The organism is Methylomicrobium agile, from assembly GCF_000733855.1.
Taxonomy (GTDB): domain Bacteria; phylum Pseudomonadota; class Gammaproteobacteria; order Methylococcales; family Methylomonadaceae; genus Methylomicrobium; species Methylomicrobium agile.
This window is the reverse complement of record NZ_JPOJ01000001.1, coordinates 1,344,973-1,357,488: the sequence shown is the minus strand read 5'-3', so window position 1 is coordinate 1,357,488 and position 12,516 is coordinate 1,344,973. Positions and strand designations below refer to the sequence as shown.

10 protein-coding genes are annotated in these 12,516 nt (G+C 61.8%); all 10 read right to left on the bottom strand.

Annotation, left to right across the window (positions count from 1 at the left end):
- Positions 1-23 precede the first annotated feature (23 nt).
- Positions 24-1,196: a cell division protein ZapE gene (zapE, locus tag CC94_RS0106505; protein ID WP_005374962.1), complete on the bottom strand. Its 1,173-nt coding sequence runs from the start codon at positions 1,194-1,196 to the stop codon at positions 24-26.
- A 99-nt stretch (positions 1,197-1,295) separates the two neighbouring features.
- Positions 1,296-3,866 (bottom strand): bifunctional aconitate hydratase 2/2-methylisocitrate dehydratase, encoded by a 2,571-nt coding sequence (acnB, locus tag CC94_RS0106500; RefSeq protein ID WP_005374961.1) that lies wholly within the window; start codon positions 3,864-3,866, stop codon positions 1,296-1,298.
- A gap of 102 nt (positions 3,867-3,968) precedes the next feature.
- Positions 3,969-4,979: an isocitrate/isopropylmalate dehydrogenase family protein gene (locus CC94_RS0106495; RefSeq protein WP_005374958.1), complete on the bottom strand. Its 1,011-nt coding sequence runs from the start codon at positions 4,977-4,979 to the stop codon at positions 3,969-3,971.
- 51 nt (positions 4,980-5,030) lie between these two features.
- Positions 5,031-5,318 (bottom strand): hypothetical protein, encoded by a 288-nt coding sequence (locus CC94_RS0106490; protein ID WP_005374956.1) that lies wholly within the window; start codon positions 5,316-5,318, stop codon positions 5,031-5,033.
- A 713-nt stretch (positions 5,319-6,031) separates the two neighbouring features.
- The gene (locus CC94_RS0106480; RefSeq protein ID WP_213069420.1) at positions 6,032-6,952 is read right to left on the bottom strand and encodes a heme ABC transporter ATP-binding protein; all 921 of its coding nucleotides are present in this window, start codon (positions 6,950-6,952) and stop codon (positions 6,032-6,034) included.
- A gap of 194 nt (positions 6,953-7,146) precedes the next feature.
- On the bottom strand, positions 7,147-8,217 hold the full coding sequence (locus CC94_RS0106475) for a FecCD family ABC transporter permease (RefSeq protein WP_005374953.1): 1,071 nt from the start codon (positions 8,215-8,217) through the stop codon (positions 7,147-7,149).
- Entirely contained in the window at positions 8,214-9,077 is an 864-nt protein-coding gene (locus CC94_RS0106470; protein ID WP_005374951.1) for a heme/hemin ABC transporter substrate-binding protein, read from the bottom strand. Before CC94_RS0106470 ends, CC94_RS0106475 begins: the two co-directional genes overlap by 4 nt.
- Positions 9,074-10,042: a hemin-degrading factor gene (locus tag CC94_RS0106465; RefSeq protein WP_005374949.1), complete on the bottom strand. Its 969-nt coding sequence runs from the start codon at positions 10,040-10,042 to the stop codon at positions 9,074-9,076. The genes CC94_RS0106470 and CC94_RS0106465 overlap by 4 nt, the downstream gene beginning before the upstream one ends.
- A 431-nt stretch (positions 10,043-10,473) precedes the next feature.
- Positions 10,474-11,031: a HugZ family pyridoxamine 5'-phosphate oxidase gene (locus CC94_RS0106460; RefSeq protein ID WP_005374948.1), complete on the bottom strand. Its 558-nt coding sequence runs from the start codon at positions 11,029-11,031 to the stop codon at positions 10,474-10,476.
- Between the two features lie 316 nt (positions 11,032-11,347).
- Positions 11,348-12,502: a hypothetical protein gene (locus CC94_RS22175; protein WP_051040429.1), complete on the bottom strand. Its 1,155-nt coding sequence runs from the start codon at positions 12,500-12,502 to the stop codon at positions 11,348-11,350.
- Between the last annotated feature and the right edge of the window lie 14 nt (positions 12,503-12,516).

Below are 12,516 nucleotides of genomic sequence, written 5' to 3'. Positions count from 1 at the left end.
CGCTTCGCCGTCCGAAGACGGCTTCATGCTTGGCGATCGACAGCGCGTACATGCTCGCTGCGCAGATAGCTTTCCGACTGCATTTCCATCAGCCTCGATACCGTGCGCTGAAATTCGAACGCGCCGTCGCCCTCGACATAGAGTTCTTGAGCGGACGCCTCGGCGGTGCAGATCAGTTTGACTTTGTGCTCGTAGAGCGCGTCGATCAGGGTCACGAAGCGTTTGGCTTCGTTGCGGTAAGCGGCGGTCAGTTTCGGAATGTTCGCCATGATGATCGTACTGAATTGGCCGGCGATTTTCATGTAATCCGCCGCGCCCAAGGGCTGCACGCACAGTTCGTCGAAAGAAGTATAGGCGACATCGCCATGCGCCGCGGCCAGCCGCACCGTGTGCCCGAAGACCGGCAGCTCGATCGGCCGCATTTCCGAAGAATGGGTCAACTCGTCGTAGCTTTGCCGCAGGAACGCTTCGGCAGCCGAGTCTACCGGGGTGTAATAAGTCTTTTCCAGGGCATGCCGGCGGCATAGGCGGAAATCGCTCTGGGCCGCCAATTGCAGGATGTTCGCTTCGTTCTGCAGCACCTTGATGAAAAAAAGAAACTGCTCCCGTTGCAGGCCGCCCTGGTAGAGATCGTTCGGATGGCGGTTCGAAGTCATCACGGTCACGACCCCGAGTTCGAACAATCTGCTGAACAGCCGGCCCAGAATCATCGCGTCGGCGATGTCGGTCACATGGAATTCGTCGAAGCAGAGAAGGCGGGTCGATTTTCGGATTTGCCCGGCCAGTACGAGCAGCGCGTCGGGGGTTTTTTCCTGCCGGCAGCGGTGCACGAAGCGATGCACCTCGGTCATGAACGTATTGAAATGCACGCGCCGTTTTTGCGGCAAGGGACAAGCTTCGAAAAACAATTCCATCAGCATCGACTTGCCGCGGCCGACGCCGCCGTAGATGTACAGGCTTTTACAGCGCGGCGGCCGGGGAGAGAAAAATTTCCGTGGCGCCGGTTTGCCGGCGTGCGAGGCATGCGCGACAAGGTCGTTCAGCAGCTCCTGCAGATGCGCCAGTACGCCGTGCTGAGCGGCGTCGTATTGAATTTGGGCGTGGTCGATCAGCTCGAAATAGCGCCGTTCGAGTTCGCCCGACAGGTCGGGCAGGGGAGAGGCCGGCCGGGTTTTCTTCAGGAATTTTTTAAGCATGAAAGAAAGAGGGGGCGATGCCTGCAAGCTCAAACCGGGCAATCGTTTTTTATCGTTCCCACGCGCCTGCGCGGGAACGATCTCCGCTTCACCGATGCGTTACGCATTTAGCGCGACTTTGTCCGCCTTTTCCCGATAGCTTTTGATCCGGTCGAAATTCAGGTAGCGGTAGGTGTCGTCCGCCGTTTTGCCGATTTGCGCGGCATACTGCATGTATTCCTCGATGGTGGGAATCTTGCCGAGGATCGAGCAGACCGCCGCCAGTTCGGCCGAGGCCAGGAACACGTTCGCGCCGTTGCCGAGCCGGTTGGGGAAGTTGCGGGTCGAAGTCGACACCACGGTCGAATTTTCGCGCACGCGCGCCTGATTGCCCATGCACAGCGAGCAGCCGGGCATTTCCATCCGTGCCCCAGCTTTGCCGAACGACCCGTAATAGCCTTCTTCGGTCAGCTGGTTCTGGTCCATCTTGGTCGGCGGAGCCACCCAGAGCCGGGTCGGCAGGTCGCCTTTCTGTTGGTCGAGCAGTTTGCCGGCGGCGCGGAAATGGCCGATGTTGGTCATGCACGAGCCGAGGAAGACTTCGTCGATGTGGGTACCCGCGACTTCCGACAGCGGCTTGATGTCGTCCGGATCGTTCGGGCAGGCCAGCAAAGGTTCCTTGATTTGGTCCATATCGATCTCGATGATCTCCGCGTATTCGGCATCCGGATCGGGTTCGAGCAGCACCGGATTCGCGAGCCAGTCTTCCATCGCCTTGATCCGGCGTTCGAGCGTGCGCTTGTCGCCGTAGCTTTCCGCGATCATCCACCGCAAGAGGGTGACGTTCGAGTTCAGGTATTCGCGGATCGGCGCTTCGTTCAGCCGGATCGTACAGCCGCCGGCCGAACGTTCGGCCGAGGCGTCGGACAGTTCGAACGCCTGTTCGACCTTCAGGTCAGGCAGGCCTTCGATTTCGAGAATCCGGCCCGAGAACACGTTCTTCTTGCCTTTTTTCTCGACCGTCAAAAGGCCTTTCTGCAGCGCGACGTACGGAATTGCATTGACCAGGTCGCGGAGCGTGATGCCGGGCTGCATCGCGCCCTTGAAGCGGACCAGTACCGATTCGGGCATGTCCAGCGGCATGACGCCGGTCGCGGCAGCGAACGCGACGAGCCCCGAGCCGGCCGGGAACGAAATCCCGATCGGAAAACGGGTGTGCGAGTCGCCGCCGGTGCCGACCGTGTCGGGCAGCAGCATCCGGTTCAGCCAGGAGTGGATGATGCCGTCGCCGGGACGCAACGACACGCCGCCGCGGTTCATGATGAAGTCGGGCAGAGTATGCTGCATTTCGACGTCGACCGGCTTCGGATAGGCCGCGGTATGGCAGAACGACTGCATCACCAAGTCGGCCGAAAAGCCGAGGCAGGCCAGGTCTTTCAGTTCGTCGCGGGTCATAGGTCCCGTCGTATCCTGCGAGCCGACCGTGGTCATGTGCGGTTCGCAATAAGTGTGCGGACGGATGCCTTTCACGCCGCAGGCGCGGCCGACCATTTTCTGCGCCAACGTAAAACCTCTGCCGCTGTCCTGTACCGCGCCCGGCCGGCGGAATACGGTCGAAGGCGGCAGGCCCAGCGCTTTCCTCGCCCGATCGGTCAGGCCGCGGCCGATGATCAACGGAATCCGCCCGCCGGCGCGCACTTCGTCGAGCAGCACGTCGGTCTTCAGCTCGAATGTGCAGACGACTTCGCCGCTATCGTGGCGCTTGACCACGCCTGCGTACGGATAGATGTCGATCACGTCGCCCATCGCCATGCCGGTCACGTCGCATTCGAACGGCAGCGCGCCCGAGTCTTCCATCGTGTTGAAGAAGATCGGCGCGATCTTGCCGCCGATGCAGACGCCGCCTTCGCGCTTGTTCGGAAGATAAGGAATGTCGTTGCCCATGTACCAGAGCACCGAGTTGGTCGCCGATTTGCGGGACGAGCCGGTGCCGACCACGTCGCCGACATAGGCGACCGGAAAGCCTTTCTTTTTCAGTTCGGCGATCTGTTCCGGCGCGTTGGTGATGCCTTCGCGCGGCATCTTCAGCATCGCTTTTGCGTGCAGCGGAATGTCCGGGCGCGACCAAGCGTCCGGCGCCGGCGACAGGTCGTCGGTATTGGTTTCGCCGGTGACCTTGAACACGGTCACGGTCAGTTTTTCGGGGACTTCCGGTTTGGCCGTGAACCATTCCGCCTCGGCCCAGGACTGGAGCACTTGCTTCGCAAAGGCGTTGCCGGCTTCCGCCTTGGCCTGTACATCGTGGAACGCATCGAAGATCAGCAGCGTGTGCGACAGCCCCTTTGCCGCGATCGGCGCGAGATCGGGACGGTCGAGCAGGTCGATTAGCGGTGCGACGTTATAGCCGCCGAGCATCGTGCCCAGCAGGCGGGTAGCTTCGGCGGGGGATAGAATCGGCGAGGTCGCTTCGCCTTTCGCGATCGCGGTCAGGAATCCGGCCTTTACGTAGGCCGCCTCGTCGACGCCGGCCGGAATCCGGTTGGCAAGCAAGTCGAGAATGAAATCTTCTTCTCCTTTCGGAGGATTTTTGATCAGTTCGACCAGTGCGGCGGTTTGTGCGGCATCGAGCGGCTTCGGCACGATGCCTTCGGCGGCGCGTTCGGCGACGTGTTTACGGTATTGTTCTAGCATCAAAGGATTCCTCTGTTCGGGATGGCGCGGGAGCATTCTCGGCAGTGGAAAATGCTCAGCCGGCAAATTTCATCTGTTCAGACAGTAACTTAGCGATTGCGTTCATTCCATCGCGTCGACGATCGCATTGCCCATCTCGATCGTGCCGGCCTTGGAATGGGGATTCAAATCCGGCGTGACGTACTTGCCTTCGCTCACGACTTTTTCGACCGCCTTGATCAACCGGTTCGCCGCTTTGTGTTCGCCGAGATGGTTCAGCAGCATCGCGCCGGCCATGATCACCGCGGTCGGGTTGGCGATATTTTTGCCCGCGATGTCCGGCGCGCTGCCGTGCACCGCTTCGAACAAGGCCGCGTCGTTGCCGATATTCGCGCCCGGAATCAGGCCCAGGCCGCCGACGAGGCCCGCGGTCAGGTCGGACAGAATGTCGCCGAACATGTTCGTGCAGACCACCACGTCGAATTTCTTCGGGTCCATCACCATGTGCATGCAGGCCGCGTCGATGATCTTTTCGTCGAACTGGATGTCCGGATAGCGCGCCGCGGTTTCGCGGGCGACGTCCAGAAACAGGCCTTGCGTATATTTCAGGATGTTGGCCTTGTGGCAGACGGTGACCTTTTGACGGTTGTTCTCGCGTGCGTATTTAAACGCGTAGTCGATGATCCGCTCGGAACCGGCCCGGGTGACGACCGCCAGACTTTCGGCGATGTCCTTTTTCGGGGTCAGATAATGTTCGAGGCCCGCATAAAGGCCTTCGGTGTTTTCGCGGACGATCACGATATCCACGTCGTCGTAGCGGGTCTTGACGCCGGCCCAGCTCTTGGCCGGGCGCACGTTCGCATACAGTTCGTATTTCTGGCGCAGCGCGACGTTGATGCTGCGGAAGCCGGTGCCGACGATCGTGGTCAAAGGGCCCTTGAAGGCGACCCGGGTCTTGTCGAATGACGCCATCGTTGCGTCGGGCAGCGGCGTACCGAACTTTTCGTGCGCGCCGAGGCCGGCATGCGCTTCTTCCCATTGAATCTTTGCGCCGGACGCGTCGATCACTTTGACGGCCTCATCCATAATCGAAGGGCCGATACCGTCGCCTTTTATCAAGGTCACCAGATGCATTCAAAACTCCATACAAAATTGAAAAAACAAAATGACAGGTAAAGTAAAATCTTATAAAACCGTAACCACCAGCGCAAACACGAACGCGAAGATCACGAACAACGTGAATTTGGCGCGTCCGCCCAGCCCGGCCCACCCGCGCGTCACTTCGGCCTTCAGCGCGAGCTTGATGTTGTCCGACCGGAGGATGCGCCGGCATTGGCCGCGGAACGATTGTTCCTCTTCGGCGGCGGCTTCCTGATCGATCAACTCGATGATTTTCGAATAATAGCCCCCGCATTGGGGGCATTTTGTCTCGGGAAGCGGGTTTTCATGACCGCAAGCAGGGCATTTTTTCATCGCGCAGCACCTTAACCGGGGATCAAAGCAAGGAATACGCCAATCCTTCAGAGGTTCGGCTTTTAATTTTGGAGCGGCTATTGTAACTCGAAATGGCCGGTAAACGTGCGCATCGTCTCGTGGGATTGCGGCGGAATCGAAGACTCGATGCCCGGCCGCATCATGGCGAAAACCGGGCGAATGCGCGGCCGCGTCGAAAGCCATGGCGGATATTCGAGGATGTTTTTTGGGGAAGTGCTGATTTAATGCTAAGTGTTCAACCCCGCCACATAGCGAGTTGATGGGGGACGCGACTCTGAGCGGGACAGGGTTTATCTCCCCGTCCCCGCTGTTTGAAATTTTTCCGCAAACACAAAATCATCTTCCCTGTCCGTCCCGCTTTAAACGTTACGGACGGGATAAATATCCCGTCCGGCATGCAGGCGGCGGTTCATACCGTCAGGAACGATCGGGCGGCATGTCGGGAAGTTATTTTTAGCCGTATCCTTAGCTCATTGTGAGGATTCGGCGGCCAAGGGACCCGGTGCGCGACAAGTCCCGGCCTTCAGCGTGAGTAAGGCTCGCTCGGATGCCGCAGGTGCCCTGGTTCTAAGATGTTGGTCTCGCAAGATCTACCGCCGGGCGAGCGGGAGGCGAAGTCTGTGGAGAGGCCGTCAGTACAGGATGATTGGCGCCGCCATCCGCCGCCGCTCAGTCCTGCCGTGTTTTCAGGATCATCGGCTGCTTGGGGAGGGATGAATCGTTTTTGTATTCGGCGCCGTGGCGATCCACGGGCAATCGAGTTTCGGATGCCGTCCCACCAGTACCTCCACCTCGAAGGCCGATCCCAGGATGGCTTCCGTCAGCACTTCCCATGGCGACCCACAAGCGACAATCCGTCCTTCGGCCAGCACCGCGATCCGGTCGGCGTACTGTGCCGCCAGGTTGAGGTCGTGCAGCACGGCGCAGACCGCTCCGTTTTTCTCGCGAGCGAAGCGGCGGGAGGCGGCAAGGGCGGTGTGCTGATGGGCCAGGTCCAGGCTGGCGGTGGGCTCGTCCAGAAGCAGGGCGCAGGAGTCTGGCACGCCGTTGTCCAGCAATTGGCAGAGCGCCCGGCTCAACTGCACCCGCGCGCGTTCGCCACCGGAGAGGGTTGGGTAAAGCCGGTCCTGTAAATGGATCACATCCAGATCCGCCATCACTGCGCGGGCCAGCCGGATATCCTGCCGGGACGGATAGCCGCCGGAGTAGGGAAAGCGGCCCATCAGCACCACTTCCAAGGCGCTGAACGGGAAAGCCAGTCGGCTGTCTTGGGGCAGTACGGCCCGGCGCCGGGCCAGCTCCGGCAAGGACCAATCCGGCAGGAACCGCCCCACCAGCTTGACCTGTCCGCCGTCGGGTGGCCGGTCGCCCGCCAGGATTTTCAGCAGGGTGGACTTGCCCGCCCCGTTCACGCCCACCAGCGCCAATACCTCGCCGGACCGAACGGTGAGCGACACCCCCCGCAACAGGGCGCGGCGTTGGAAACTCAGGGATACATCTATGGCTTCGAGCATGGTTTTGTCGATGAAAAAACGGGAAATCCGCTGTGCAGTATTCCCGGAACAACTTCGGCTTCCTTTTAAAAAAACGGGGGCGTCCGATCCCCTAATCACCTACAGGTTGACGATGAAACTGTTTTGGAATCAGCCACAGAAGCCATGCCGTTAAGATAAACCCGAGTCAAGCCATTACTTAATGGAGTACAAAGCTCGCTTTGTCACTCGGTTTCGTCATTTGTAAAGCTAGCTTTGCAACGCCTCGGGGTTAAACTTAACGGCATTGGCCACAGAAGGGGGGCCTCTATGAGCTATTCCCCCACATCCTGCCGTCTCAGCAGCCATAGGAAGAATGGCCCGCCGATGAAGGCGGTGAGCAGGCCGATGGGTAATTCTGCCGGGGCGGCCAGCGTCCGGGCGCCCAGGTCGGCGCAGCCCAGCAGCAAGGCGCCGGCCAGGGCGGCGCCCGGCAGCAGCACGCGGTGATCGGGGCCGATGGAGAGGCGCACCAGATGGGGCGCCACCAGCCCCAGGAAGCCGATGATCCCCGTTACCGCCACCAGGGCGCCCACAGCCAAGGCCGACAAGGTAATCACCTGCCGCTTGAGACGCCGCACATCCACTCCCACGTGCCCGGCTTCCGCCTCACCCAGCAACAATATGTTCAATACCGCCGCCTGCCGCCGCAGCCCCCACAGAGCCGGGACGGTCAGCAAGGCCACCGGCAGCAGCACCGGCCAGGTGGCTCCGGAGAGGCTTCCCAAGGTCCAGAAGGTAAGATTGCGCAGGGCTGCATCATCGGCCAGATAGGACAACAGGCCAACCCCCGCCCCGGCCAGCGCGTTGACAGCGATGCCCGCCAAGAGGGTGGTGGACGGCGCCCAGCGCGCCTGGCGTCCGGTCAAGAGCAGCACGCCCGCCGTGGCGGCAAGGGCGCCCAGGAACGCCGCCAACGGCACGGCCAATCCACCCAGGAAGGCCAGCGTCCCGCCGGGTCCGGCGACGATCATCAAGCCCGCGCCCAATGCCGCGCCGCTGGAAATGCCCAGCAAGCCCGGATCGGCCAGGGGGTTGCGGAACAGGGCTTGCAGCGCCGCCCCGCACATCGCCAGGCCCGCTCCGGCCAGCAGGGCCAGGACGATGCGGGGCAGGCGGATATACAGCAGCACGGCTCGGGCCTGCTCGGACAAATCGGCGTCGAGCCCCAAAGGATTGCCGGGCCACGCCAGCAGTTCCCGCCAGCCCACCGGCATGGCGCCGATGCCTACGGCAATCAGGTTGACCGCCAGCAGCAGTCCGCCCAGCACGGCCAGGAAGACACCGGCGCGAAGATGCCCGGACGCCGTGCGGAATGCGTGAGGGCGGATCGGCACGGCGTTCATTCCGTCTCCGGGGTACGCAGGCGCCGGGCCAGTTCCTGCACCGCATCCGGCAGGCGCGGGCCGAAGCCCAGCAGGTAGAGGCTGTCCAGGGTGACGATGTGATGGGCATGGCCAGCCGGGGTTAGGCGCAACGCCGGGTGATCCCATAGCGGGTCGAGTCCGCCCAAAACGTCTACACCCTCGGTGGTTATGAGCAGCACCTCCGGGTTGGCGGCCATAATGGCCTCGGCGCTCATCGGCTTGTAGCCTTCGAACCCGGCCCCGGCGTTGTCAGCCCCGGCCAGACGGATCATGGCATCCGCTGCCGTGTCGCGGCCCGCTACCATCGGGTTGCCGCCGGTATGGGCCAGGATGAACAGCACCCGTGGCCGGTCCCGGTAACCCGCCACCGCCTGTTGCGTGGCTTGCCACGCCGCCCGGTAACTCTGTTCCAGTTCCTGCCCCCGCGACGATACGCCCAACGCGTCGGCCACCGCTATGATTTTCTGCGCCCCGCCCTCCGGTGTATTGGGAGTCGCGACGATTTCGACCCGCGTTCCGGCGGCACGGATCTGGGCCAGCGCTTCGGGCGGTCCGGCTTCGGCGATGGCGAGCACCAGATCGGGGCGCAGCGACAGCAGCCCCTCGCTGCCCAGGTTGCGGAGATAGCCAATCTTGGGTAGCTTCTCCGTCTCCGGCGGGAACGAGCTGGTAATGTCTACCCCCACCAGCCGGTCGGCCAGCCCCAGGGCGTAGACGATCTCGGTTAATGCCCCTCCGGCCACTATTACGCGGCGGGCTTCTTCCCCCTGGGCCAATGCCGGGCACAGCCAGACGGCCAGCCACAACAGGATGCTCATAGCGCGCTGTGTCTTTTTCATACCGGGCTCTCCGCTGTGGGCAGGGCCGTCAGCACGTCCCGCCACGTGTTCGGTTCCGCCTCGCCGCCGATGCGGACCACAGTGCGGCCCTGGTCGTCGAGTAGTTCCAGCCAGAGAGCGTCCCCCGCCGGGAGCGTTTCGCGCACCACCCAGGACGAGGCCACGGCGGTGTCCCGCAGATGCAGGTTGAAATCTTCGTCCAGTACATTGATCCAAGGGCCGGTGCGGCGGATGTGCTGAACGGGGCCGCGATGGTATTGGACTGCACCGGGACCGGCCACTTCGATCACCAGCGGGATACTCTCCTGTGCCGCCAGGGTGAGAACCCGTTCGGCGGCGCCGACGGCCACCGGCCAAGCCCGTTCGGGTTCGGCCAGACGCAGGGCTTGCAGCTGTTCGCGCCTTTGCCGCAGGTGGAGATCATCGAAACTAGGGGCATCGGCCTCGGAAGCGACAGCCTGCCAGGGGGATTGATCGGGCGCGGTGTAATGTTCTACCAGATTCTCATAATTGCCGGCATGACTGGCTTCGGTCAGGTAGACCTTGTGGGCGGCTTCGCCGTCGGCGGTGAAGAATTGCAGGCTGTGTCGCTCGCCGCCGTGGCCGCGCTCGATCACGGCGAATCCGAACCGCCAGCGCTCCGGGACCAGCCGCAGGTCGAGGGCATCCTCCGTCCCGGCTTGGCCGTCGGCTTCGTTGACATAGCGGCCATGCTTCTCGTGTACCGCCAGATCGTTGCGGGTCAGGGCCATCACCCGCTCTAGCCGGGGCAGGGAGCGAATCAGTTCGGCCCACTCGGCCTCCAGGCGGGTGACGGTTTGACCGCAGCCCAGAGCGAGCAGTTCGGCTTCGGACACCCCCAGCCGCTGGGCCGCATCCCGGATGCGCAGGGCGGGTTCAGCGTCCTTGAGTGTCTGCCAGGCGGTTCGGAGCGCTTCGGCGGAGTGTTTGCAATACTGTTCCATGATAATAAAGGATAGGAAAGCTAGGGTTTGAATGGAAGGGTTCCGGGTTAGGCGGCGAAACGCGCCGGGTCAGTGCAGCAGCGCCGCCGATGACTGATAGACGTGCTTATAGCAGGATCAAATCTGCCGCATAGGGTAAAAAGGGTCTCGGCTTTTGCATGGTTTTTGCTCCTTAAGTTAAGGGTTTCGTCAAAAACAACCTCCCCCTTTGAAAAAGGGGGATCGAGGGGGATTTATTTAATAAATCTCCCCCGGCCCCTCTTTTTCAAAGAGGGGAGTAAACAATCAACTTCGGAAAGTTATTTCCTACCAGATCCTAAGGAGACATCCAAGGGGTTCCGACGCCTGGCACGTTCATCCGATCGATGGCTTTTCTCTGGTAGGCTGCCGCGCGCCGTAACGTTGCCCGGCAACCTCATGTTCCAACGGCCTCAAGCCGTGCTGCCCAGCGCCTCCGCTGTATCTTGGCTGCTTGGTTGGTGGCCCTTGTCGTTGATGTGGCGGATGTGTCCGAGTTGTTCGCCGCTCAATTCGTAGGCCTGGGCGAAACCGCGGATATAGGTCGCCTTTTCCGGGGTCAGCCGGAACAGATGGAAATCCTGCAGCCCTCTCAGCATCTCCATGAGTTTACCGTGTTTGGCCACGAAACCGTCCATAACCGCTTCCCAGTCGGGCGCGCCACGGAGCAGCTGTTCGGCACGGCACTCGCAGGTCAGGCGTTTGCGCCCGAACAGGCTTTTGGCCTGCCCTTCGTCCTCAATGAACAGAGCGCTAGCCTCGGGCCGGACCCGCAGATTCGCGGTGTGGGCGGCCAGTTCGCTGATGTAGATGTGGAAACGACCCCGCTCGTCGGCGAGGTACACCGCGTAGCTGGCGTGGGGATGGCCCGCCGCGTCGGCGGTCGCCAGCAGCAGGGAGTCGAAGGCCCGGGGGAAGTCCAGGGCTTCGGGAAGGATTTCTTCCAAGGTGGGTTTGGTTTCGCTAGTCATCGTTTTGGTCTCTATAAAATATAAAAAATGTTGGATTTCTGCTTAGGATTTGGGCGGAAATAATTTCCCGGTTTTAACCTGTTCGCATCGCGTAGCTTTTTAGCGCTTACGCTTCAGTCCCCCTCTTTAAAAAAGAGGGGTTAGGGGAGATTTTTTAATAAATCCCCCTCAATCCCCCTTTTTCAAAGGGGGAAGCGAACGTTTATTTCAGTTTATCTGTAACCTACCGATTTCGGGAAATTATTTGGAGCCAAATCCTTACAAACGCTGTTGTGCCGCGGGTTTCCAGATGCCGCCCGGAAACCCGCAAAGCGCATCAATCGCTTTCCCGCCGGAACACCGCGTAATCTCCATCCAGCAGGGCCGGGACGCCCGGCTGGATGCCCGCCGTGGCGAGGTCCACATCGCAGAGCCCGAAGCGCTTGGTGAATTTGTTTTTCGCGGGCAATGTCACCGCTTTCAATTCGAGCCGGTATAGGGCGGTACCGTAGCGGCTGCGGCTAATGCCGTCGTCCAGCGTGACTTTCTTCCAGCGCCGGATTTTGGTGGCCTTGGGTTGGCATTCGGCGATCTTCACATCACCCGCCTCATCCGGGCGGTAGATATCCAAGTATACCCGGTTCGACCCACCCGCCGCCGTGTCCTGGAACAGAGCTGGAATACCGCCCTTGAGGATCTGGGTGACCCGCTTCCCGCCCCGATCGGTTTTCCGGGTGAACGTCAGCTCCCGGTCGGCCCAGGTTTCCGGGAACCAGCGCGGGTATTGCGCGTGCAATTGCGCGGCCAGGTTGGCGTCCAGCGCTTCGGCGGGCAGTTTCGCCAGTACGGTGCGGTCTTGGGCGGCCGAAGGCTCGGGGGGTAGCGGCAGGTCCGGGTTGCTGGCCGTTTGCGGACCGATGTCCACGGCGGCCTGGGTCAGGCTGACGTGGGGTTCCTTCGAAGCGAAGCGGAACACGAAGGCGGCGGGCGGGGTCGGCAAATCCCAAACGAACAGCCGATGGATCAAGTCGGTGGGTCCCTGCGGCGACGGAAAGGCGGCGTTCCGGTAGGTCTGAGTGCTCTGCGTGGGCTGGGTATCGTTGAGCGTGAAGCTGTCGTAATTCAGGAACTGCCCCTGGGTCTCCACTTGCAGAACCACGCGCAGCGGTGCGGCCGGCACGGTGCCGGCCAGATCGATGCTGAAGATTTCCGGTACGGTAAAACTGTACAGGTTGCCGGTGCCCGATACGAAGGTGCCGGTGTTCCAGCCCAGCCAGGCGGAAGACGTGCCGAAGCGGCCCAGGTCCGGTGCCGCCGAGCGGTCGTCGGCTCCGCCGTGGGAGTTGTCGTTGAATACATCCCACTCGGCGTAAAGGGTGCCCTCCGCGCCCCGCGTCCATCCTCCCCAGGCGGCTTCCGAGGGCAGGTCGAAACCGTAGCCCGCGGCGTAGGGATCGGGACCGATGCTGGTGTCGGCGAAGGCGGGGGACACCAGCGTCGCGAGCA